The 24113-nt window shown below is 61.9% G+C and carries 20 protein-coding genes; 6 read left to right on the top strand and 14 right to left on the bottom strand.

Annotated features, from left to right (window positions below; translation table 11 throughout):
- The first annotated feature begins 48 nt into the window (after positions 1–48).
- Positions 49–1398: a methylmalonyl-CoA mutase family protein gene (locus tag ABOK31_RS02990; protein WP_349957738.1), complete on the top strand. Its 1350-nt coding sequence runs from the start codon at positions 49–51 to the stop codon at positions 1396–1398.
- A 232-nt stretch (positions 1399–1630) separates the two neighbouring features.
- Positions 1631–3763, top strand: coding sequence for a methylmalonyl-CoA mutase (gene scpA, locus ABOK31_RS02985; RefSeq protein ID WP_349957737.1), 2133 nt, complete (start codon positions 1631–1633; stop codon positions 3761–3763).
- Positions 3764–3875: 112 nt separating this feature from the next.
- Here the strand turns inward: scpA and ABOK31_RS02980 are convergent, their stop codons facing one another.
- From ABOK31_RS02980 to ABOK31_RS02965, 4 genes are all read right to left on the bottom strand, one after another.
- Positions 3876–4862, bottom strand: coding sequence for an alpha/beta fold hydrolase (locus ABOK31_RS02980; RefSeq protein WP_349957736.1), 987 nt, complete (start codon positions 4860–4862; stop codon positions 3876–3878).
- 89 nt (positions 4863–4951) lie between these two features.
- Complete coding sequence (locus tag ABOK31_RS02975; protein ID WP_349957735.1) at positions 4952–6589, bottom strand: cisplatin damage response ATP-dependent DNA ligase; 1638 nt, start codon at positions 6587–6589, stop codon at positions 4952–4954.
- Positions 6589–7599 carry a ligase-associated DNA damage response exonuclease gene (locus ABOK31_RS02970; RefSeq protein ID WP_349957734.1) on the bottom strand — a complete coding sequence of 337 codons (1011 nt, stop codon included), beginning with the start codon at positions 7597–7599 and terminating at the stop codon, positions 6589–6591. The genes ABOK31_RS02975 and ABOK31_RS02970 overlap by 1 nt, the downstream gene beginning before the upstream one ends.
- Positions 7600–7628: 29 nt before the next feature.
- Entirely contained in the window at positions 7629–8399 is a 771-nt protein-coding gene (locus ABOK31_RS02965) for a carbon-nitrogen hydrolase family protein (RefSeq protein ID WP_349957733.1), read from the bottom strand.
- Positions 8400–8606: 207 nt separating this feature from the next.
- Between ABOK31_RS02965 and ABOK31_RS02960 the strand changes: the two genes are divergently transcribed.
- Positions 8607–9977, top strand: a complete 1371-nt coding sequence (locus ABOK31_RS02960) for a TIGR03808 family TAT-translocated repetitive protein (protein ID WP_349957732.1) — start codon at positions 8607–8609, stop codon at positions 9975–9977.
- Here the strand turns inward: ABOK31_RS02960 and ABOK31_RS02955 are convergent.
- The 7 genes from ABOK31_RS02955 to ABOK31_RS02925 all read right to left on the bottom strand — a co-directional run bounded on the left by ABOK31_RS02955 (position 9974) and on the right by ABOK31_RS02925 (position 20384).
- Entirely contained in the window at positions 9974–10762 is a 789-nt protein-coding gene (locus ABOK31_RS02955; RefSeq protein ID WP_349957731.1) for a crotonase/enoyl-CoA hydratase family protein, read from the bottom strand. The genes ABOK31_RS02960 and ABOK31_RS02955 overlap by 4 nt on opposite strands.
- Positions 10759–11628 carry a hydroxymethylglutaryl-CoA lyase gene (locus tag ABOK31_RS02950; RefSeq protein ID WP_349957730.1) on the bottom strand — a complete coding sequence of 290 codons (870 nt, stop codon included), beginning with the start codon at positions 11626–11628 and terminating at the stop codon, positions 10759–10761. Before ABOK31_RS02950 ends, ABOK31_RS02955 begins: the two co-directional genes overlap by 4 nt.
- A complete protein-coding gene (locus ABOK31_RS02945) occupies positions 11625–13613 on the bottom strand; it encodes an acetyl/propionyl/methylcrotonyl-CoA carboxylase subunit alpha (RefSeq protein WP_349957729.1) in 1989 nt (662 codons plus the stop codon). The genes ABOK31_RS02950 and ABOK31_RS02945 overlap by 4 nt, the downstream gene beginning before the upstream one ends.
- 9 nt (positions 13614–13622) lie before the next feature.
- On the bottom strand, positions 13623–14006 hold the full coding sequence (locus ABOK31_RS02940) for a RidA family protein (protein WP_037153079.1): 384 nt from the start codon (positions 14004–14006) through the stop codon (positions 13623–13625).
- A 10-nt stretch (positions 14007–14016) separates the two neighbouring features.
- Positions 14017–15624, bottom strand: coding sequence for a carboxyl transferase domain-containing protein (locus ABOK31_RS02935; RefSeq protein WP_349957728.1), 1608 nt, complete (start codon positions 15622–15624; stop codon positions 14017–14019).
- 35 nt (positions 15625–15659) lie between these two features.
- Entirely contained in the window at positions 15660–16823 is a 1164-nt protein-coding gene (locus ABOK31_RS02930) for an isovaleryl-CoA dehydrogenase (protein ID WP_349957727.1), read from the bottom strand.
- 87 nt (positions 16824–16910) lie between these two features.
- A complete protein-coding gene (locus tag ABOK31_RS02925; protein ID WP_349957726.1) occupies positions 16911–20384 on the bottom strand; it encodes an indolepyruvate ferredoxin oxidoreductase family protein in 3474 nt (1157 codons plus the stop codon).
- Between the two features lie 303 nt (positions 20385–20687).
- On the opposite strand from ABOK31_RS02925, the gene ABOK31_RS02920 reads away from it, so the two are divergent.
- Complete coding sequence (locus ABOK31_RS02920; protein WP_349957725.1) at positions 20688–21347, top strand: glutathione S-transferase family protein; 660 nt, start codon at positions 20688–20690, stop codon at positions 21345–21347.
- Positions 21348–21353: 6 nt separating this feature from the next.
- Here the strand turns inward: ABOK31_RS02920 and ABOK31_RS02915 are convergent, their stop codons facing one another.
- Positions 21354–22250 (bottom strand): LysR substrate-binding domain-containing protein, encoded by an 897-nt coding sequence (locus ABOK31_RS02915; protein ID WP_349957724.1) that lies wholly within the window; start codon positions 22248–22250, stop codon positions 21354–21356.
- A gap of 150 nt (positions 22251–22400) precedes the next feature.
- Here ABOK31_RS02915 and ABOK31_RS02910 point away from each other — a divergent pair, with 150 nt between their 5' ends.
- Positions 22401–22586 carry a hypothetical protein gene (locus tag ABOK31_RS02910; protein WP_174173935.1) on the top strand — a complete coding sequence of 62 codons (186 nt, stop codon included), beginning with the start codon at positions 22401–22403 and terminating at the stop codon, positions 22584–22586.
- Between the two features lie 26 nt (positions 22587–22612).
- The gene (locus ABOK31_RS02905) at positions 22613–22969 is read left to right on the top strand and encodes an MmcQ/YjbR family DNA-binding protein (protein WP_349957723.1); all 357 of its coding nucleotides are present in this window, start codon (positions 22613–22615) and stop codon (positions 22967–22969) included.
- A gap of 5 nt (positions 22970–22974) precedes the next feature.
- Here the strand turns inward: ABOK31_RS02905 and ABOK31_RS02900 are convergent, their stop codons facing one another.
- Both ABOK31_RS02900 and ABOK31_RS02895 read right to left on the bottom strand, forming a co-directional pair.
- Positions 22975–23595, bottom strand: a complete 621-nt coding sequence (locus ABOK31_RS02900; RefSeq protein ID WP_349957722.1) for a glutathione S-transferase N-terminal domain-containing protein — start codon at positions 23593–23595, stop codon at positions 22975–22977.
- A 158-nt stretch (positions 23596–23753) separates the two neighbouring features.
- Entirely contained in the window at positions 23754–24110 is a 357-nt protein-coding gene (locus ABOK31_RS02895; RefSeq protein WP_174173932.1) for a DUF4406 domain-containing protein, read from the bottom strand.
- Positions 24111–24113: the final 3 nt, after the last annotated feature.

The following is a 24113-nucleotide window of genomic DNA, read 5'->3' as shown; positions in this document are numbered from 1 at the left end:
TTTCCCTTGCGGCATCATGGGCTAGACCAATGCGGTACGGAGGAGCACATGAATATCGACAGTCTCGACCCGGGCATCTTCGGCCAGAGCGATCAGAAGGCTTGGCTGAAGCTTGTCGAACGGGCGCTGAAAGGTAAGGATTTCCAGGAAACGCTGGTATCGCGAACCGATGATGGCATCGCCATCGAACCGCTTTACGAGCGGCGGCGCGATGGCGCGCCGCTTTTCCGCCAACGGGACGATCGGCCCTGGACGGTGAGCCAACGCATGGACGATCCGGATATGGAGCGGGCAATGGTGCAGCTCCGCGACGATCTTGCCAATGGCGCCAGCGGCATCTGCCTCGTCTCCGCCGATTCCGGTTCGGCCTTCGGCACCGGCATGGATGCGCCGCTTCCGCCCCTCTCCGAGGTGCTGGCGGCAGCATCAGGCAGGATTGCGACATTGCGCCTCGATGGCTTTTCGTCCGGTGTTGCCAAAACGGTAGCAGCTTCAATTTCGGGTGGGGGCTCCCAGAGATTGCACCTTGGCCTCGACGCTTTCTTGTCAGCCGTACATTTTACCAATTTTAATAGCGATATCAAATACTTAAAAGAGTTGAAACCGGTTGACACGATCGTCAATGCGGACGGCCGCATAGTGCATAATGCCGGCGGGACCGAGGCGCAGGAGTTGGCGGTCATGGCCGCAAGCCTCGTCGGCCATTTACGACTGCTTGAGGAGGCTGGACTGTCGCCGGAAGCAGCGCTTGCGGCAACCAGCCTCTGCCTCTCGGCCGATCAGAACCAGTTCACGACGATCGCCAAGATCCGTGCAGCGCGACTAATCTTTGCCCGGATCGCCGAAGCTTGCGGCGTCGCCGATCCAGCGCCGGCGCATCTTTTTGTCGAGACGAGCTATCGCATGCTGACCCGCCTCGACCCCGAGACGAATATCCTGCGCAATGCGATCGCGGTCTTTTCGGCCGGGGTTGGCGGCGCCGACGAGATTTCCGTCCTGCCGCACAGTCTGACGCATGGCATACCCGACCCACTGGCGCGACGGCTGGCGCGCAACACGCAGACAATTCTGATTGCCGAAAGCCACCTCGATCATGTCCTCGATCCCGCTGCCGGTGCGGGTGGCATCGAGGCGCTGACCGACGCGCTCGCTGAACGGGCCTGGGGGATTTTCACCGGCATCGATGGCAAGGGCGGATTGGCAAAGGTGATCGCAAGCGGTGAGCTGGCAGCGATGATCGCCGATGCGCGCGCGAAGCGTGTCGCCAAGCCGATCGTCGGTACGACGCTGTTTGCGATGAAGGCGGAGCGGCCGGTAACCGTTTCGGGACCTTTGGGTCCGATTGAGGGTAGCATGGGATTGATGCCGGTGCGGCTGGATGAGGTGGTGAAGGCATGAGGATGAACATCGTGTTTCAGGAGGTCGCGCACCCCCCTCTGTCACTTCGTGACATCTCCCCCACAAGGGGGGAGATCATTCCGCGCCAAAATCTAATCCCATCAGCGGCCACAGCCTTGATGGCCACAGATCAAGTTTTTCGTTTTTCCAATCTCCCCCTTTGTGGGGGAGATGTCGCGAAAGCGACAGAGGGGGGTATCGCGCCCTCTACACTCACGGAGACTTCAGCTCCATGACCAAAATCCCCGACTTCCGCACCATCCCCTGGGCCAAGCTACAGGCAACGGCACCAACGACCACCGCCCCAGCCTGGGAAACCCCCGAAGGCATTGCGGTCAAGCGTGCCTACAGCGAAAGCGATCTCGCCGGCCTGAACTTTTTGGACACCTATCCCGGTGCAGCGCCGTTCGTGCGCGGCCCTTACCCGACAATGTATGTCCAGCAGCCGTGGACCATCCGGCAATATGCCGGCTTCTCGACGGCCGAGGAGTCCAACGCCTTCTATCGCCGCAACCTCGCGGCCGGGCAGAAGGGCCTTTCCGTCGCCTTCGATCTTGCCACCCATCGCGGCTATGACAGCGATCATCCGCGTGTGGCGGGTGATGTCGGCATGGCAGGCGTGGCGATCGATTCCATTCTCGACATGCGCCAGCTCTTCGATGGAATTCCGCTTGATGAGATGAGCGTGTCGATGACCATGAACGGCGCGGTGCTGCCGGTCATGGCGCTCTATATCGTTGCGGCGGAGGAACAGGGCGTCTCCGAGGACAAGCTGTCCGGCACGATCCAGAACGACATCCTCAAGGAGTTCATGGTTCGCAACACCTATATCTACCCGCCGCAGCCCTCAATGCGCATCGTTTCGGACATTTTCAGCTACACCAGCCAAAGGATGCCGAAATTCAACTCCATTTCGATCTCCGGCTACCACATGCAGGAAGCCGGTGCGACGGCGGATCTGGAGCTCGCTTACACGATCGCCGATGGCGTCGAATATGCCCGCGCAGGCGTCGCCGCAGGCCTTGATATCGACAGTTTTGCCCCCCGTCTTTCCTTCTTCTGGGCCGTCGGCATGAACTTCTTCATGGAAGTCGCCAAAATGCGGGCCGGACGGCTGATCTGGGCCGCGCTGATGCAGAAGAATTTCGCGCCGAAGGACCAGAAATCACTGGCGCTTCGGACCCACAGCCAGACATCAGGCTGGTCGCTGACGGCGCAGGACCCGATGAACAACATCATCCGCACCATGATCGAGGCGATGGCTGCAACGCAGGGGCATACCCAGTCGCTCCACACCAATTCCTTCGATGAGGCACTCGCCCTGCCGACCGATCATTCCGCCCGCATCGCCCGCAACACGCAGATCCTGCTGCAGAAGGAATCCGGCACGACAGGGATCATCGACCCCTGGGGCGGCTCGGCCTATGTCGAGCGGCTGACCCATGATCTTGCGGCCCGCGCGATGGCCCATATCGAGGAGGTGGAGGCGCTCGGCGGCATGGCGAAGGCGATCGAGAAAGGCATCCCCAAGCTCCGAATCGAAGAGGCAGCGGCCCGCACGCAGGCGCGCATCGACAGCGGCCAACAGACCGTCGTCGGCGTCAATTTTTCTAAGCCGGAACAGGATATCGAGGTCGATGTCCTGAAGGTCGAGAATTCCGAGGTGCGGGCACGCCAGCTTTCCAAGCTCCAGCAGCTGAAGGGCACCCGCGAGACCGCTACGGTGGAAAGCGCATTGGATGCGCTGACGGATGCGGCGCGAAACGGCACCGGCAATCTGCTCGATTTTGCCGTCAAGGCAGCAAGAGCCAGAGCCACCGTCGGCGAAATCTCTCTGGCGCTTGAAAAAGCCTATGGCCGTCATGTCGCCGAGATCCGAACCATCTCCGGCGTCTACCGCAAGGAAGTCGGTTCCGAAGATCCGGTCTTCAATGCGGCCGTGGCCAAAGTCGAAGCTTTCCGCAGGGCACGTGGCGAAAAACCCCGCATCCTTATCGCCAAAATGGGTCAGGACGGACACGATCGCGGCCAGAAGGTCATCGCGACGGCTTTCGCCGATCTCGGTTTCGATGTCGTCGTCGGCGCCATGTTTCAGACGCCGGAAGAAGTGGCCGATGTCGCCGTGCGCGAGGGGGTCGACATCCTCGGCGCGTCGTCGCTGGCTGCAGGCCATCTGACGCTGGTGCCGGAATTGAAGGAGGCGCTCACCCGCCGTCACGCCGGCAATGTGTTGATCGCCGTCGGCGGCGTCATTCCGCCACAGGATTTCGCGGCACTGGAAGCAGCCGGTGCCGATGCGATCTTTCCGCCCGGAACCGTGATCGCCGAAGCGGCGGCGGCGTTGATGCAAAAGCTGATGGCATGACGGCCCGGCTTTAGAGCGATTCAGCTTTTCACGGTATCTCTGAGCCGTTCTATCTCCTTGTTGTCTCGCAATTCCGGACGGAAAACCGCTACGCACTTTTCCTGGAATTGCTTTAGACGGCCACGCTCTTGAAGAATTCGATGCTCTGTTCGATTTCGCCCGGCAGAGCCGAATTGTGGCTGCCCGTTACAGTCGCCATTTCCATCTTCACGCCGGCGCCCGTCGCCCGCTTTGCGAGCAGAGCCAGACGCGAATCGAAATGGGCTTCCTCGGTGCCGTGGAACAGCTTTATCGGGCTCTTGAAGCTGTGCGCATAGCAGAGCGGCGACCGCATCTGATATTCGCGCGGGTTCCTGGTGTTGAAGCGAATATCCTGCGGATAGCGACTAAAGAAGGCATAGGCGTCGGGGTTGCCGGATATCGGTGCGACCGCCCGGAACCGCTTGGTCGACATAGCGGCGAGCATGGCCAGCGTACCACCGATGCTATGACCCGCCAGGAACATGTGGTGCGGATCGACGCCCGGCAGATGCCGCAGCCGGTTGGATGCGGCCAGCACGTCGGCTACTTCATCATAAAAGCCCGAGAAATTGCCCTTCTGGCCATTTTCCCCGCGCATCGAGGGGATCATGACAACATAGCCGGCCTCGACATAGGGCTTCATCAGCTGCCAATGCCCCTGGCCGATGGCGTTGCCGCCATGCAGGAACAGCACCGCCGGCTTCGGCTTCTCCGAGCGCGTATAACGGGAAACCCAGGCGACGAGCTCCAGTTCTTCACCAACACCGCTACGATAAAAAAGCCGTTCGGCGGTCGACGGCGTAACCAGCCGCTCGTAGATATCGGGGGCCGGCCCCTTGCTCAGGAGATCGGTGCGAAACAGATGGCGCTCCTTGGCGTAGTCGCCCGAAAGCAGCGGCGGCGCATCCTCTGCCTTTTCATCGCTCCGGGCGATCGCACCCTTGGTCTCGGCGGGCTTGCTCCCTGTCGTGCTGTCGTCAGCGGCCCTGACGATGGAGGGCGCAAAAAGCGTGACGGCGATACCGGCAAGAACGCCGCGGCGATTGGGACGAAATACGTTGTCGTCAGACATGGTCATAGGCTCTGTCCAAATATCCCGGCGCAGCTCAAATCTGCACGGGTTGAAAGGCAAGGCCAACTCACTTTGTGGTGAGGAATCGCCCTGCCCTATTCATCGACAACGGGAGCCTTGGCGTCAATCATCGCGATCAAAGTTTCCAGCCTGTCGGCTTCGTAGGGAGGCTTGTCTGGCCGCAGCCGAGCGATGCGCGGAAAACGCATGGCAACGCCGGATTTATGGCGGGTGGAGCGGTTGATGCCCTCGAAGGCCACCTCGAGCACGAAGCCGAAATCGCGGTCGGCACGCACGGCCCGTACGGGGCCGAAACGATCGACGGTGTTGTTGCGCACGAATTTGTCGAGCACTTCCAGCTCCGCATCCGTGAAACCGAAATAGGCCTTGCCGACGGGCACGAGCTGCTCGCCTTCCGGCGTCATCGCCCAGACGCCGAAGGTGAAATCGGAATAGTAGCTGGATCGCTTGCCGTGGCCGCGCTGCGCATACATCAGCACCGCATCGACATTATAAGGATCGCGCTTCCACTTGAACCAGGGTCCCTTGGCGCGGCCGGCGAGATAGGAACTGTCGCGGCGCTTGATCATCACCCCTTCGATCACCGGATCGGGCGGCGAGGAGCGCAGCCGGTCAAGCTCCTCCCAGGAGGTGAAATCGACGAGTGGCGACAGATCGAAACGGTCGTGCGGTGCTGCCTCGACAATCTCGGTCAACCGCTCGCGCCGATCGAGGAAGCCACGGGCACGCACGTCCTCCGCACCATCGAACAGAAGGTCGTAGGCGCGGATGAAGGCCGGAAACTCCTCCAGCATCTTCGAAGTCACGGTCTTGCGGTTGAGGCGCTGCTGCAGATCGGAAAAGCTGCGCGTCGGGCTGTTGGAACGAACGGTGCCGCCAACCAGCAGCTCGCCATCCATGACGCCTTCGAAACTCATCGCCTCCACGATATCGGGAAAGGCACCGGATATGTCATCGCCCGAGCGCGAATAGAGCTTGCTCGTTTCCCCGGAGCGCGAAAGCTGGACGCGAATGCCGTCCCATTTCCATTCGGCGGCGAAGTCTTTCGGGTCGAGCCCGTCGAGATCACCGGGTTCGACGGGATTGGCGAGCATGACGGAATGGAAGATCGCCGGCGTCGCCAATATCGGCCGTTCGGCCTCGCCTTCCAGCCAGCGGAACAGGCTCTCATAGGGCGGTTGCAGGCCATGCCACAGCGTTTCGATTTCGGTCACATCCTTGCCGCTCAGCTCCGCTAAAGCTTGCTTGGCAAGCCGCGCCGAGACACCGATGCGCATGGCGCCGGTTGCAAGCTTCAGGAAGGCGAAACGGCCTGATGTATCCAACCTATCGAGCAGATCCCGGACGAAGCTGCGCACTTCGGTCCGCCCCAGCGCATTCATGCGGCGCACGACGTCGCCGAGCCTGGGCTGTTCGCCGGCAGGGCGTTCAATGTCGCTTTCCTTGTCCCAGACCAGCGAGATCGTCTCGGCGAGATCGCCGACATAATCATAGGAATAGCGGAACAGCACCTCGTCCATGCGCTCGAGCACGAGCTCACGCAGCATGGCGGGCTTGACGTTGCGCACTTCAAGCGTGCCTGCGATGGCGGCCAGGCCATAGCCGCGGTCGGGATCGGGCGTGTCGCGAAAATAGTCGGTCAGCAGCTTCAGCTTGCCGTTGCGGCTCGGTGTCAGCACCAGACGGTCGAGAAGGTCGGCAAAGGCTTTCATCAATCGCCCTCGTCTTCATAGCCGATGAGATGCAGCGGCTTGGCCGCGATGCCCTGCAGCTCGCACCAGCGCACCAGGGCCTCTTCGCGTCCGTGGGTAACCCAGACTTCGCTCGGTTTCAGATCGGAGATCGTCTCGGTCAGCTCCGGCCAGTCGCAATGGTCCGATATGACCAGCGGCAGCTCGACGCCGAGCTGCTTGGCGCGCTGGCGCACCATCATCCAGCCGGAGGCGAAAGCCGGCAGCGGATCATGGAACCGCCTCGCCCAGCGATCCTGGAATGCCGAGGGCGGGCCGACGACGACGGCGCCATGAAAGATCGACTGATCACGGCTTTCGATGGTAGCCGGCCTGAGTTCGCCAAGCGCGATGCCCTGGCTGACATAATAGTCGCAGAGCGTTTCCAGAGCGCCATGGATATAGATCGGCTTGTCATAGCCGGCATCGCGCAGCAGGCGAATGACGCGCTGCGCCTTGCCGAGCGCATAGGCGCCAACCAGATGTGTCCGTTCCGGAAACTGGCGAAGCGAGGCCAGCAGCTTGCACGTCTCGGCCATGGGATCGGGATGATGAAAGACCGGCAGACCGAAGGTAGCCTCGGTGATGAACACGTCGCAGGGAACTGGCACATAGGCTTCACAGGTCGGGTCCGGCCGGCGTTTGTAGTCACCGGAGACGACGATACGCAGCCCATCCGTCTCCACGGCGATCTGCGCCGAGCCGAGCACATGGCCGGCCGGATAGAACTGCACCTTCACGCCATTGATCGTCACCTCCTCGCCGAAGGCGACCGCCTGCTCCGATCCGGCAAAGCCATCGCCGTAGCGGATGCGCATGATATCGAGCGTCTGGCGTGTAGCGAGCACATGCGCGTGGCCGGAGCGGGCATGATCGGAATGGCCATGCGTGACGAGCGCGCGCTCGACCGGCTGCACGGGGTCGATGTAAAAGCCGCCGATCGGGCAGAACAATCCTTCGGGCGCGGGATAAAGCAGTTGTTCCGGTCTCATGAGTGAAGAGGATAGCGCGATTTGCTCGATTAGGTAGCGATAACAGTAGTCTTTCGATTGAAACCGCGCTCGGGTTGCCGATCGGGGAGATCAAAAAGGAGAACATCCTCGCAATAGGGCTTGGCCTTGGCGACGACGACGCCATTCGGATCGACGATGGCGCTGCTGCCATAGCTTACCCAGCCGTCCTCGTTGCTGCCAACCACATCCGATGCCATGACCCAGCATCCCGTATGCCGGGCGCATATCTGCAGGCCCGAAATGCCAGGCCTGTGCCACCTTTCCGCCTTGTGAGGCCGGAGCATCAGATTGATGGGATTGCAGATGAGGCCTGCTCCCTTTCGGGCCAGACGGTGTGCGGTATAGGGATATCTGAGATCGGCGCAGATATTGATGCCGAAGCGCCAATGGCTCTCCTCCCAGACGGGAAAATCCCTGCCGGGCATGCAGCCCTTCTCGAGCGGATGTGCCTTGGCATAGACCCCGTTGATCCGGCCGGACTTGGCGACGATGGCGCTGTTGTAGACCCCATCGCTCCTGCGCTCGAAAAGGCCGACGATCGCGGTCGTTTTCCCGGCAGCAAAGCGGCCAATGAGAGCGTTCAGATGCGGATCGTCCAAAGACATAGCGCGGCGTTTGGCGATGGCCTTATCGTAGCTGTGCCCCTGCAGGTAGCATTCGGGAAAGAGGGCGAGATCGATTCCTTCAGCCTCCGCCCAGGCCAAATCGCGCGCCAAAACCTTGGCCGTCTGCTCGACGGCATCGAAAAGTGCCAGACGTTGAAAGGCCGCTATCCGCATGCGGCAGGGGTATCATGTGCGCCGAGTCGCCCCTAGTGCCGATCGACCGCTGGCGAAGTTCCGTCTGCGCCGAACTGGTAAATGAAATGGGAGGATGTCTGAGCGTTCCGCAGTCCGAACGCCGTTAGAGACCTACTCCTGTATCAAAATGAAACAGATAGTCTTGGCATGATTTCTGCTTCGTCGGCGTCATCTACGGAGTTCGCCATGATCCAACGCCGCGCCTTCATCGTTTCCCTCGCTGCCTCGGCGGCGGCCGGCCTGCTTGCGCCCCGCGTTTTCGCCGCGCCGCTTGCCAAGATGACCGGCGCCGAGCTGCGGGGGCCGATCGATGCCATCACACTGAAAACCACGCCGGGAGCGAGCGATTTCAAGAGCGGCAAGCTGCAGGCGATGATCGACAATGCGGCGCGCACCAACATGCCGCTGTTCCTGCCGCCGGGCACATACAACATCTCCAACCTGACACTTCCCGACAATACCCGCATCACCGGCGTTCCCGGTGCCTCGCGGCTCGTCTATAGCGGCGACGGCCATCTGATGAATGCCGACAAGGCCCGGCGTATCGAGCTTTCCGGCCTCGTCCTTGATGGCGGCAATCGCTGGCTTGCCGATTATGCCGGCGGCCTCCTGCAATTTAGCGGCGTCGACGAAGTGCTCATCGACAATTGCGAAGTTACCGGCAGCCGCAAGCACGGGCTGCAGCTGGAGCGCTGTGGCGGCCGGATCGAACGCAGCCGCATTTCCGGCGCTGCCGAGGCCGGCATCTATTCCGTCCAGTCAACCGGATTGACGGTGACAGGCAATCGCGTCGAGGATTGTGGCAATGGCGGCATCCTGATCCATCGCTGGGACAAGGCGGAGGATGGCAGCAGCGTCACCAACAACCGCATTGCCCGCATCCGCGCCAATGGCGGCGGCACCGGCCAGAACGGCAACGGCATCAATGTCTTCCGAGCCGATGGCGTCACGGTTTCGGGCAACCAGATCACCGATTGCGCCTTCACCGCCATTCGCGCCAACTCGGCTTCGAATGTGCAGATCTCCAACAATCAGTGCCTGCGCTCGGGCGAAACCGCCATCTACTGCGAATTCGAATTCGTCGGCGCCACGATCAATAACAATCTGGTCGATGGCGCAGCGAACGGCATCTCGGTCACGAATTTTGACAAGGGAGGCAGGCTCGCTTCGGTGACGGGCAATGTCATCCGCAACCTGTCGCTCACTGCCCCTTACGCGCAGGATGGCGGCTTTGGCATCGGCATCTCTGCCGAAGCCGATACGCTTGTTGCCGATAATATCATCGAGAATGCGCCGCTCTGGGGCATGCGGCTCGGCTGGGGGCAATATCTCCGCAATGTCGTCGCAACAGGCAATATCGTCAGGCAGGCCGGCATCGGTTGCGTCATCTCGGTCGCCGACGGCGCCGGCTCGGCAGTGATTACAGGCAATCTCTTTCAGGAGATGGAGCAGGCAGCAATCATGGGCTTTCGCTGGGACAAGCCGGCATCCGGCGATCTCATCAAGGGAAGTACGCAGTTCCCGCAGTTGACCATTGAAAACAACAGACTCGTTTAAGCCGTTCGCCAGCTCGGCTGCCGCTTTTCGAAGAAGGCGGTAATGCCCTCCTTCGCCTCTTCAGTCTCCCAGGCATCCGCCAGCTGCTCGACGACATGATCGATCATATCATCGGTAATGGGTCTGCCGACAGAGCGCGCCAGGGCCTTGGCACGAGCGGCCGCCTGTGGAGACGCCGCCAGAAAATGACGGACTTCGGCCTCCACGGCCTCATCCAGTGCCTCCTCCGCAACGACCCGCGACAGGAGGCCCGCCGCGTGCGCCTGCCAGGCGTCAATGATCTTGCCGGAGAGAAAGAGCGGACGCGCATTCGCTTCGCCGATGCGGGCGACGACATAGGGGCTGATGGTGGCCGGGATGATGCCGAGGCGCACTTCCGTCAAGCCGAAACGGGCTGTCGATGCCGAGATTACCATGTCGCAAACGCTCAGGATGCCGATACCCCCGCCGAAAGCGTTACCCTGGACGCGGGCGATCAGAGGCTTCGGCAACTCGTTCAGCACCTTGAACAGCATGGCAAGCCGTCGCGCCTCGGCCATGCGCCCGTCCCGCGTGGCGTCGAACTGGGCACGCATCCAGCCGAGATCGCCGCCGGCACAGAAGCTGGCGCCTTCGCCGGTCAGCACGACGACCCGGACTGATTTGTCGTGGGCAAGATCGTCCGCCGCCGCCGTCAAGTCATCGATCATCTCCGCCGACAGAGCATTGTGCTTTTCCGGGCGTGCCAGCGTCAGATGGGCAACACCGCGCGCGTCGGTGGCGATGCGGATCGTTTGCGATATCATGAGGCGCTCCTGAGGTTGCGGGCAAAAGCGGCGGCGCGGGCAAGCTTGTCCTTGCCGAGACCCGTCTCGAAACCCCGCGCCGATAGATAATCGTGAACCGAAACGGTATCGACATTGCCCTTGGCGCCGGGCGCGAAAGGGCAGCCGCCGAGGCCACCGGCTGAGGCATCGAACACCCGCAGGCCGCGCTCCAGGGCGACGCCGATATTCTCGAGCGCCCGTCCGGACGTGTCATGAAAATGGCCGGCGAGGACTGCCGCGGGCAGCTCGCCCAGAACTGCGGCGAGCATCCGGTCGACGGCCTCAGGCGTGCCTTTGCCGATCGTGTCGCCGAGGCTGATCTCATAGCAACCAAGCGCCCGCAATTGCCAGGCGACGCTGACGACATTTTGCGGCGGCACCGCACCCTCGTAGGGGCATTCGACGACGCAGCTGACATAGCCGCGCAATGGAACGCCGCGATCCCGGCTGGCGGCGGCAACCGGTCGGAAGCGTTCGATGCTCTCGGCGATCGAGCAATTGATGTTGCGCATGGAAAAGGTTTCGGAAGCCGACGCGAAGATCGCCACCTCATCGGCGTCGGCTGCAAGCGCCGCTTCGAAGCCCTGCATGTTGGGCGCGAGGGCCGCGTAACGGACACCGGGACGTCGCTCTATGCCGGCCATCACGGCAGCGGCATCGCCAAGCTGCGGCACCCATTTCGGACTGACGAAGCTGGTAACCTCGATACGCTCGAAACCGCAATCGGAGAGCAGGTCGACCAGCTCGATCTTGCGCGCGGTATCGACCTGCTGCTTCTCGTTCTGCAGCCCGTCGCGCGGCGCCATCTCGACGATGGTGACGTGGTTGGAAGGCTGGTCGGTCATGCAGCATCCTCCGGGCGAAGCGACAGAAGCACGGCGCTTTCGCTGGTCTGATCGCCCTCGCCGACATGCAGGCTTTCGACGATGCCGTCGCGGGCGGCCGTCAAGGTCAGCTCCATCTTCATGGCCTCCATGACGATCAGCGCCTGCCCCTTCGCCACCGTATCGCCCTCACGCACTCGCACGATCTTGACGAGGCCCGGCATCGGCGCAATCACGCGGTCGCCGCCGCTGGCCGTCTCCTCACCGCCGTCGAGCGGATCGAGGCGGTGGAAGTGATGTGTCTGCCCGTCGAGGAACAGCGTCACGTCCGACGATGTCTCGAAGATATCGATGTGGGACTGCCGGCCGTCGATTTCGACGCGTCGAGAACCTCCCTCATCGGCAAGCAGCCGAACCGGGATGGCGTGATCATCAAAGGCGACGCTGAAAAGCGAATGCCCCGCAGCGCTCACCCGGCAGCTCCTCTGACCGCCGGCAAAATGCAGCGTGACGGGACGACTTGCATTGCCCCAGAGCTGCCATGCACCCAGCGAGAGCCAGGGATCATTGGCGGCTGTTCGAACAAATCCGCCCGCCTCGACAATGGCGGCGATGGCAAGAGCCGCGTCGTCCGGCTGCCGCGCCGAGGTCAGAGCCTCCACTTCCCGGTCGATCAATCCAGTGTCCGGGTGGCCAGCGGCGAAATCCGGCTGGCGGCTGAGGCGAATGAGGAAATCGAGATTGGTCGTGGTTCCGGCGACCTGCGTCTGCTCAAGACCACGCGTGAGCTTGGCAAGGGCGGCGGCTCGATCCGGCGCATGCACGGTCAGCTTGGCGATCAATGGATCGTAATGCGGGGTGATGGTATCGCCCTCACGCACGCCGGCATCGATGCGGACATCGCCTTCGGGAAAGCGTAAGCGCGAGATCGTGCCGGTTGCCGGCAGAAAGCCGCGCGAGGGGTCTTCGGCGTAGATGCGCGCTTCGAAGGCCCAGCCGCTTATGGTGAGTTCGTCCTGGGATTTCGGCAGCGGCTCGCCGCTGGCGACGCGCAATTGCCACTCGACAAGGTCGACGCCGGCGATCGCCTCGGTGACGGGATGCTCGACCTGCAGGCGGGTGTTCATCTCCATGAAGAAGAAGCGATCCGGCGATAGGCCGTCGGAGACATCGGCGATGAATTCGACGGTGCCGGCGCCGCGATAGTCGATGGCGCGGGCGGCACGAACGGCCGCTTCGCCCATGGCGCTGCGCATTTCCTCTGTCATACCGGGTGCAGGCGCCTCCTCGATCACCTTCTGATGCCGGCGCTGCAGGGAGCAGTCGCGCTCGAAGAGATGCACGGCATTGCCATTGATATCGCCGAAGACCTGAATCTCGATATGGCGCGGTTTGATCAGATATTTCTCGATCAGCACGGCATCATCGCCGAAGGCGGATTTCGCCTCGCGCTTTGCCGCTTCCAGCGAGGCAGCGAATTCCTCCGGCCGGTCGACGCGGCGCATGCCCTTGCCGCCGCCGCCTGCCCGCGCCTTGATGAGAACGGGAAAGCCGATGCCAGCGGCCTGCTCGGCAAGAAAGCCGGGTTCCTGCCCATCGCCGTGATAGCCTGGCACGACCGGCACCCCTGCCCGCTCCATCAGCGCCTTGGCGGCGTCCTTCAGCCCCATCGCCCGGATCGAGGCCGGCGACGGACCGATGAAGACGAGGCCAGCGGCCTCGACGGCTTCGGCAAAGCCCGCGTTTTCCGAGAGAAAGCCGTAGCCCGGATGGATGGCTTCCGCTTGGGTGCGCTTTGCCGCCGCAATGATCTTTTCCTTCGAAAGATAGCTTTCGCTCGCCGCCGCCGGGCCGATATGAACGGCCTCGTCGGCCAGTGCCACATGCAGGGCATCTCGATCGGCGTCGGAATAGACGGCGACCGTGCGGATGCCCAGGCGCCTTGCAGTGTGGATGACACGGCAGGCGATTTCGCCGCGATTGGCGATCAGTATCTTCGAAAACATCGGCAGACCCTATTGCGCGGCAATGACTTCGACTTCGAGCAGCCAGGCGGTATCGAAAATGCCAGCGATTACGACAGTCATGGCTGGCGTGAGCGGGCCTAGATATTCGGCGCGGATCTCGCGGTTCTCCATCGTATGGTGTCGATCAGCGAGAAAAGTGGTGACCTTGACGATATCGTCCTTGGTCATGCCGGCCGCCTTCAGCTGGGCATCGACATTCAGCCAGGCCTGGCGAGCCTGGGCCTTGAACCCCTCGGGAAGCGTATCATCCGACGTCATCGGGATCTGACCGCTGACAAACAGCAATCGCTCGAAATTCTCAAGCTTTACGGCTTGGGCATAACCGCCGCGGGGCTGCGGCGCATTCTTGGCATTGATGGCATCGCGTTTCATCTCCGTCTCCTCACATCCTGAACAGACCGAAGCGTGTGTCTTCGATCGGCGCGTTGAGTGCTGCTGAAAGCGACAGAGCCAGCACATCGCGGCTCTTGCGCGGGTCGATAATACCATCGTCCCAGAGGCGGGCCGAGGCATAGAGCGGATGGCTCTGGGTTTCGAACATCTTGAGCGTTGGCGCCTTGAAGGCCGCCTCTTCTTCGGTCGTCCAGGGCTTGCCGGCACGCGCCAGCGCCTCGCCGCGCACCGTGGCGAGCACACCCGCCGCCTGTTCTCCGCCCATGACGGAGATGCGGCTGTTGGGCCAGGTCCAGAGGAACCGCGGCGAATAGGCGCGACCGGCCATGCCGTAATTGCCGGCACCAAAGGAGCCGCCGATGAGCATGGTGACTTTCGGAACCTTGGTGGTGGCAACCGCCGTCACCAGCTTGGCGCCGTTCTTGGCGATGCCCTCGGTCTCGTATTTGCGGCCGACCATGAAGCCGGTGATGTTCTGCAGGAAGACCAGCGGGATCTTGCGCTGCGAGCAGAGCTCGACGAAATGCGCGCCCTTGAGAGCCGATTCCGAGAACAGGACGCCGTTGTTGGCGATGATCCCGACGGGAATGCCGTGGATATGGGCGAAGCCGCAGACCAGCGTCGTACCATAGCGCGCCTTGAACTCATCGAGGCGGGAGCCATCCACCACGCGGGCGATGACCTCGCGCACATCATAGGGCGTGCGCAGGTCGGAAGGGACGATACCAAGGATTTCTTCGGGATCGTAAAGCGGCGCCTCCGGGGTGCGAAGCTCGACACCCTCGGGATTGCGGCGATTGAGATTGGCAACTGCCTGCCGGGCAAGCGCAAGAGCATGGGCATCGTCGCGCGCCAGATGATCGGCGACGCCGGAAAGGCGCGTATGGACATCGCCGCCGCCGAGATCTTCGGCCGAGACCACCTCCCCCGTCGCCGCCTTGACGAGTGGCGGACCGGCCAGAAAGATCGTTCCCTGCTTCTCGACGATGATCGTTTCGTCCGACATGGCCGGCACATAGGCGCCGCCCGCCGTGCAGGAGCCCATGACGACGGCGATCTGCGGAATGCCGGCCGCCGACATATTGGCCTGATTGTAGAAGATGCGGCCGAAGTGATCGCGGTCCGGAAAGACCTCATCCTGGTTCGGCAGATTGGCGCCACCGGAATCGACGAGATAGATGCAAGGGAGGTTGTTTTCCGTCGCAATCTCCTGCGCCCGCAGATGCTTCTTCACCGTGATCGGATAGTAGGTGCCGCCTTTGACCGTAGCATCGTTGCAGACGATCATGCAGTCGCGGCCGGAAACGCGGCCGATGCCGGCGATCAGGCCGGCACCCGGCGCCTCGTCGCCATGCATTCCATAGGCCGCCGTCGCACCGATTTCCAGAAACGGCGTGGCAGGATCGATCAATCCGGCAACGCGATCGCGCGGCAGCATCTTGCCGCGGCTCACATGCCGCTCGCGCGCCTGCGCCCCGCCGCCTTCTGCCGCCTTCGAGGCCGCAGCCTCGGCGACACCGATCGCCTCCAGCAACGCGGCGCGGTTGTCGCGAAAGCGGTCCGAATGCGTCGATATCTCTGATTTCAGGACGGTCATGCGGCCTCACCGGTCAAGTAAAATGGAATTCGAAATCAGGCCGTTTCGCCGAACAATTCGCGGCCGATCAGCATGCGCCGGATTTCGGAGGTACCGGCGCCGATCTCATAGAGCTTGGCGTCGCGCAGCAGCCGGCCGGCGGGATAATCATTGGTATAGCCATTGCCGCCGAGCGCCTGAATACATTCGAGCGCCAGCGTCGTCGCCTTCTCGGCGGAATAGAGAATGCAGCCGGCCGCATCCTTGCGGGTGGTCTCGCCGCGATCGCAGGCGGCGGCCACAGCATAGACATACGCGCGCGACGCATTCATCGTCACATACATGTCAGCAAGCTTGCCCTGCATCAGCTGGAACTCGCCGATCGACTGGCCGAACTGCTTGCGCTCGTGCATGTAGGGCAGAACCACATCCATGCAGGCGGCCATGATGCCGACAGGGCCGCCGGAGAGTACGACGCGCTCATAGTCGAGGCCCGACATCAGCACGCGAACACCGCCATCGATCTGCCCCAGGACGTTTTCCTCCGGCACTTCGCAATCGACGAAGATCAGCTCGGATGTATTCGAGCCGCGCATGCCGAGCTTGTCCAGCTTCTGGCCAACCGAAAACCCTTTGAAACCCTTCTCTACGAGAAATGCGGTGATCCCTCTCGGGCCGGCATCCGGCGAGGTCTTGGCGTAGACGACAAGGACATCGGCATCGGGGCCGTTGGTGATCCACATCTTGCTGCCGTTCAGCACATAATGATGGCCGCGCTTTTCGGCATGCAGCTTCATGGAGACGACATCGGAGCCCGCACCCGGCTCCGACATGGCCAAGGCGCCGACATGCTCGCCCGAAATCAGCTTCGGCAGATAGCGCTCCTTTTGCGCGGTCGTGCCGTTGCGATGGATCTGGTTGACGCAGAGGTTGGAGTGAGCGCCATAGCTCAGGCCGACAGAGGCGGACGCACGGCTGATCTCCTCCATGACGACCGTGTGGGCCAGATAGCCGAGCCCGGCACCGCCATAAGCCTCATCGACGGTGACCCCGAGCAGGCCGAGATCGCCCATCTCCCGCCACAGATGCATCGGGAAATTGTTGTTGCGATCGATCTCGTCGGCAAATGGTGCGATGCGGTTGGTGGCAAAACGGCGCACCTGCTCGCGCAGTGCATCGATGTCCTCGCCTAGCGCGAAGTTCAATCCCCCAGAAAACATCCGGCTTTCTCCTCCCGATCTTCCCGAACGTCCAATCACTTTGAACGTATGTCTCGTTGTGCCTGCTTCAAGTTTCCACTGCGGCCATCACGCCGCATCCGCGGGTACGTGCTGTCTCTCCCGCGTCATCTCGTAGGCTTTCAGCCTGTCCGCGATCGTCAGCATGATTTTCCGGGCAGCCTCCTCCTTGACCGGTCCGAAGCCTCTTATCTCATCGAACAGCGAGAGGATGGCAAGGGCTTCGACCTCGTTGTCGTGGCGCAGGCCGGCAAGCACGCGCTTGGCGATCCCTTCGTAATCGGCAATCAGGCGGCGCTCCATCCGGCGTTCCGCCATGTAGCCGAAGGGATCGAAGGGGGTGCCGCGCAGCCGTTTCATTGGTGCAAGCACCCGCAGCAGCGGCAATATCCAGGCGCCGAACTCGCGCTTCCTCGGCCGGCCGTTCGGATCCCTGCCGCCGAGGATGGGCGGAGCAAGATTGAGGACCAGCTTGAAATCGCCCTCCATCTCCTCGCGCAGCTGCGCTTCAAATGTGGGATCGATCAGAAGCCGGGCGACCTCGTATTCATCCTTGTAGGCCAGAACCCGCGCATAGGTGACGGCGACGGCAAAGGGCACCTTGTCCGAAAGCCGCTCCCTTATCGCCAGCGCGTTGGCATGGGCGACGAATGCGGCATAGCGATCGGCAAGTGCTGCATCCTGATAGGCGGTCAGATGCGCCGAACGATGCTTGATGAGTTCATCGAGGCTCATGTCCGCCAGCGTCTTTCCTGCATCGGGCGCGGCCATCAGGGCATGAACAGCCTGCGGATCATGCGCCAGAAGCCGGCCCCAATGAAACGCGGAGAGGCTCGGCTTGACGGCGACGCCGTTAAGTTCGATCGCCTTTTCGATTGCCTCCAGCGACAGCGGTAGCAGGCCGCGCTGCCAGGCAAAGCCGGTCAGCAGGATATTGGTCGATATGGCATCGCCGGTCACTTCTGTCGCGACATGGCCAAAATCGAGGAAGACGGATTTGTCGCTGACGGTCTTGGCGATCGTGTGCTGGATCGATCCGGTCTTGAAATCGAAATCACGGTTGCGGACAAAATCGGCAACCGGCATCAGCCCGGTGTTGACGATGGCCGTCGTCCGCGCCGGTGAGCAGAGCGTGATCGCATCCTTGGACGCGCCCACGACCTCATCGGCTGATAACAGCAGATCAGCGCCGCCATTGACGATGCGCGAGGAGGTGACGTCGGCCTGACTATGCCCGATGCGAAGATGGCTCATGACCGCGCCGCCCTTCTGGGCGAGGCCGGCCATGTCGAGGATCATCGGCACTTTGCCATCCAGATGCGCGGCCATGCCGAGAATGGCGCCGATGGTCAGAATGCCGGTGCCGCCGACGCCGGCAATCGCGATATTCCAAGGGCGATCGGCGATGACGGGGATTTCCGGCATCGGCACCGCAACATTCCCATGGTCCAGCGCCTTCCGCTTGCGGCGCTTGCCGCCATGAACGGTCACGAAGGATGGGCAGAAGCCTTTGACGCAGGAAAAATCCTTGTTGCAGCTCGACTGGTTGATCTGGCGCTTGCGGCCAAACTCAGTCTCCAGCGGCTCGATGGAAATGCAGTTGGATTGCACCGAGCAATCGCCGCAGCCCTCGCAGACAGCCTTGTTGATGAAGACACGCTTGGCCGGATCTTCCATCAAGCCACGGCTGCGGCGACGGCGTTTCTCGGCCGCGCAAGTCTGGACATAGACGATCGCCGAACAACCTTCGGTCTCGCGCAGCGTCAGCATCACCTGGTCGATATGATCGCGATGCAGGATCTTGACGCCGGGCGCCAGCTCGGAAGCGCGATAGGCATCAGGATTATCGGAGAGCAGATAGATCGGCCTGACGCCTTCGTCATGCAGCTGTTTCGTCACCAATTGCGGCGTCAGATGGCCATCGATCTGCTGACCGCCGGTCATGGCAACGGCGTCGTTATAGAGCAGCTTATAGGTGACGTTGACCTTGGCAGCGACGGACTGGCGGACAGCGAGAATGCCGGAATGGAAATAAGTGCCGTCGCCGAGATTAACGAACATGTGCTTTTCGTCGGTGTAGCGCGCGATCGCCGTCCACGGCACGCCTTCCCCGCCCATTTGCGTAAAGGTCTCGGTGCTGCGGTCCATCCAGGTGGCCATATAGTGGCAGCCGATACCGGCGATGGCGCGGCTGCCTTCGGGGACGCGAGTGGAGGTATTGTGCGGACAGCCGGAACAGAAGAAGGGCGTGCGGTTCAGCGGCGCGACATGACTGCGGCTGATCTGGCCGCGCTCGGCAAGATAGGCAAGCTTGGCAGCTATCCGATCATGCAGGCCCTGATCGAGATCGAGCTTGACGATGCGGCCGGCGATGGCTCTGGCGACCGCGCCGACGGTCAATGCCGAGGACAGGCTGAGATAGGGCCTGTCGTGCTCGTCGAACTTGCCGACAATGCGCGGGCGGACATCGGCGCGCCAGTTGAAGAGCTGCTGCTTGATCTGGTTTTCGATGATCTCGCGCCGCTCCTCGACGACGAGCACCTCGTCCAGCCCTTCGGAGAAATGCCGCACGGCCTCCGGCTCCAGCGGCCAGGGCATGCGCACCTTCAGGATACGCAGGCCGATCGCTGCCATTTCTTTCGGGCCGATCTCGAGTTCGCGCAGCGCCTGCAGCACGTCCTCATAGGCCTTGCCTGAAGAAATAATGCCGAAGCGGGCATTGGGTACGTCATGGGTGATTTCATCGACGCGATTGGCGCGGGCAAAGGCGATGGCCGCATAGGCCTTGTAGTTCTGCAGGCGGTCGTCCTGCATCAAGGGTGGGTCGGGCCAGCGCAGGTTGAGGCCGCCGGGAGGCATCTCGAAATCAGTCGGCAGGACGAATTGCCGCCGCTCGCCGGAGAGATCGACGGCCGCCGTCGTCTCGACCGTGTCGGCGATAAACTTCATGCCGACCCAGCAGCCGGAGTAGCGCGACATGGCGATGCCGAGCAGGCCGTATTCCAGGAATTCGTGGATGGACGAGGGATAGATGACCGGCATGACCGCCGACATGAATTCATGGTCAGTCTGATGCGGAATGGTCGAGGATTTGGCGGAATGATCGTCGCCGGCAAAACAGAGGACGCCGCCATGCCTGGAGGTGCCGGCGGCATTGCCATGTTTCAGCACGTCGCCAGATCGATCGACGCCGGGGCCTTTGCCGTACCAGATGCCGAGCACACCATCCTTGCGGGCGCCTGGGGAAAGGCCGACCTGCTGCGAGCCCCAGACGGCGGTGGCGGCAAGGTCTTCATTGATCCCGGGCTGGAAGGTGACGTCATGAGTGTCGAGGTAAGTCTTGGCTTTCAGAAGCTGCTGGTCGTAGCCGCCAAGCGGCGAGCCGCGATAGCCTGAAATGAACGTTGCAGTATTGAGCCCGGCGGCGCGGTCACGCCGCATCTGGGTCATGGGCAGCCGCACCAGCGCCTGCAGGCCGGTCATGAAAACGCGGCCATCCTCAGCGGTATATTTGTCGTCTAGCGAAACGCCGGTCGCAAGCATCTGCTCTCCTCCCGAGATCGCAGTTACCGATTGCCCATGTGCATTTCACCGAATGCCTCCTACCGCATCCGACGAAAGCCGTAATCGAACGGTAACATGCAGCGACGCTAATTTCTGAACGAAGGCTAGGCCTCGGCAGCATGATTTGCAAAGATTGCGGCGGGTTGGTGGATATTTTCGTGCTTGCGCGGCGCCGGCCATCCGCCATCCATCACAAGCTTTCATCGAGATATCAACGGCAGGGCCTTCCGCTGTCCCCGAGTGCCCAATAATGTCGCGCCGACTCGAATCTGGGAGACCCTCATGCTGACGATCTACGGTGTCTATCGCTCGCGCGCCTCGCGCAATTACTGGATGGCTAGGGAGATCGGCGTCGAGTTCAAATCCGTGCCTGTGATCCAGGCCAGCCGGCTTGCCAACCCACTCGCCGCCGACGCCCCGATCAATACGATGTCGCCGGAGTTTCTGGCCGTCAATCCGATGGGCATGATCCCCTGCATCAAGGATGGCGATCTCGCCATGCACGAGTCGCTCGCCATCAATCTCTACCTCGCGCGCAAATATGGCGGCCCGCTGGCTGGCAAGACGGCCGAAGAAGAAGGGCTGCTGGCGATGTGGACGATGTGGGCGGCGACCGAAGTCGAGCCCTACAGCGTCGCGCTCGTGCGCATCTATGACAATGCCAAGGAAAATAGCGAGCAGGGTAAGGCCGGGATCACGGTTGCCTGCCGCTCGCTGAAGAAACCGCTCGACGTACTGGAGAAGCACCTGCAGAATCAGGACTACCTCCTCGGGGATCGCTTTACCGTCGCCGACCTCAACCTGGCCGAAGTGATGCGCTACGCCCAGACCGAACAGGAATTGTTCGATGCACGTCCGAAGATGAAGGCCTGGATCGAGCGCTGCCAGTCGCGTGATGCCTACAAGGCAATGCAGGCGACCCGCGGCAAGGAGCCGACCTGACATGGATCATTGGAAGAGACGCATGCTCTCTTCCATTTCCTCGCGTATCCAGGCCTTGAAGGCGGAGACCTTCTTCGGCTCACGCACGCCTGCGGCGGTGACGAAGTAGTGACCGAAACCGATTTTGGCGCGGATGCCAAAGGGATCGACGAGACATTTCTGCTGGAGGGCATAGGCCGCCAGCGTCTGCCAGGCGAGCATCACCCCTTGCCCCGCTATGGCGGCATCCAGGCAGAGCGACGCATCGTTGAAGATGTGCCGCTCCTCCATGCAATGGCCCGATAGTCCCGCCTTGCGCAGCCACACCTCCCAGCCGAACATCGCATGTCCGTCGATGACGGCGGGGACTTTCAGGAGATCAGCGGGCTCCCGGAGCGTGGCCGCGATCTGCGGGGTAACGACCGGGAACACCTCCTGCGCCAGCAAGAGCTCGGACCTGACCCCGGGCCATTGCCCATTGCCAACTCGAATGCCGATATCGACATCCGATGTCGCCGGATTGATCAGACGTGTGGTGGCATCGATGCGCAGGCGGATATCCGGGTGGCGGCTGGCGAAGCGGTCGAGCCGGTACACCAGCCAGCGGGCAGCGAAAACCGGCGCGACCGAAATGGTGAGAATGTTCTCATCCTTGTGCTGCGCAAGCGCGATTGCCGCCGAAAGCGACTGGAAACCTTCGCCAAGCCTCGCCAGAACCGCCAATCCCGACGCAGTGACCATCATGCCTTTGGAGGTGCGCTCGAACAGCGGCCGGCCGAGCTGCGCCTCGGCCTTGATGACCTGCTGACTGACCGCGCCGACCGTCACGCCAAGTTCGTCGGCCGCCGCCTGCAGTGAACCGAGCCGCCCAACCGCCTCAAGGGCGCGCAAGCCATTCAGATGAACGTTATTGAGGTTTCTCATTATAGAATATCTATAACAGCATCTCGTCATTCTCAATTGCGCAAAGCGCGAATACGCGCGATTATTGCAGCATGGAATTGAAAACCACCGCTGTTCCGCCGGTAGACGCCCTTATGGTTGCATCGATGCGGAAATCCAAGGAGGCATTGCATGTCGATCTTGAAGCTTTTCTTTAGTCATCTGCTGGAAGAGGATCGCGAACAGGAAAACGATCCGCTGCTGCACCCAATGCTCGCCGCCATGTCGCTGGAAGAACTGGCCGACCTGCCGCTGATGCCGGAAAATCTCGGGCGCCCCATGGACAAGCGGACCGTTCAGCCGGAAGAATGCGCCTAAGAGAGACCTGCTCCACACGCGCAAACATGACATCGACCATCGATATGGACGCCATCGCCGAACGATTGCAGCGGCTTATAGCTCAAGCCCGGCTGCCGGCGGTTGAACCTGGCCTGCATTACGGCCTGCCGGCCTTCAAGGTCGGCGGCAAAGCCTTCGTCACGGTGAAGAACAACGAAACCGTCGTGCTGTCGCTGCCGATTGACCGCAAGGAACAGCTGATGGAAATGGCGCCGGAGATCTATTTCCAGACCGATCACTATGTCGGCTGGCCTTCCCTGCCCTTACGCATCGGCGCGATCGGCGACGAGGAACTGTTGGAGCGATTGATCGAGGCGTGGCAATACCGCGCCCCGAAAAAGCTCCTGGCAACATTCGGCTGACGGGATCAGCCTTCCTCGATGGCGAGCGCCTTCTTGACGGCCGGGCGCTCGAGCATGCGCTGGTAGTGGGCGTCCACCTTGGCGAACCGGCTGCGATCGACACCGTCTCCCGGAAGCCACGTCTCCATGGTGAAGAGATAGCCGTCAGCAACAGTATATTGTTCACCCATCACCCAGGGGCCTTTCAGCATCTTGTCTTCGATCAAGGCGAAGGCCTCGGTCATGGTCTGCGGCACCTTGGCCTTCATTGTCTCGATGGCCGCGGCATCGTCGGTCCAGCGATAGCCGCGACCCTTGTGCGAATGGTTCACATGAACGGTGGAGGCGATATAGCTGTTGAAGGACTGCATCTGGGCGAATTCGAAGGGGTCGTCGAGCGGTGCCAGCTTTGCGGCCGGCGCAATCTGGGCGATATAGGTCATGATCGCGATATTCTCGGTGATGACGCCGCGATCGGTCACCAGCGCCGGAACCCGGCCCTTGGGGTTGATGGCCAGATAATCCGGCTGGCGCTGATCGCCATTGGCGAGGTTGAGGCGTCGGTGTTCGTAAGCAAGACCCGACTCTTCCAGGGCGATGAGACTGGCGAGCGCGCAGCTTCCCGGCGCAAAATAGAATGTCAGCATGTTCCGTTCCTCGATTGAATTCTGCGAGGAAGCTAAAGCGAACCCGGCCAATACGGAAGTGGCTGATGCTGATGGGCGCTACAAAAGGTTTTGATCGGTCGGACCGCATCCCCATGCCCATCCCCATCGGCTGGCTTAGTGGGGATGGGCGGTCGATCTTAGGCGCAGCCGGGCACGTCTTCCAGCCTGTGCCAGACCGGAATGCCACGCTCGCGGGCGATGCGGACATCGTTGTCGGCGCCCTTGGAATCACCAGGCAACCTCAGAACACCCTCGCAAAGCTGCAGCAGCCGGCCGGCTGTCGGGTGGAAGATCTCTTCATAGAGACCGTCGCCGATGCTCTTGCCGCCGGCGGCGTGCCAGACCGGCAAGGCAACCCATTCGCCGATCATTGGCAGATGCCCGGCCTTGAACAGGGCATAGGACGGTTCCTCCAGGCGCTTGAGGTTCTCGGCCATCTTCTTCGGATCATCGCCGGTGCCGGAGCGATAAGGTCCCGCAATCAAGATCAACATGTC

The organism is Rhizobium sp. ZPR4 (assembly GCF_040215725.1).
In the GTDB taxonomy this organism is placed as follows: domain Bacteria; phylum Pseudomonadota; class Alphaproteobacteria; order Rhizobiales; family Rhizobiaceae; genus Rhizobium; species Rhizobium rhizogenes_D.
This window is presented reverse-complemented; position numbering and strand designations above follow the sequence as displayed.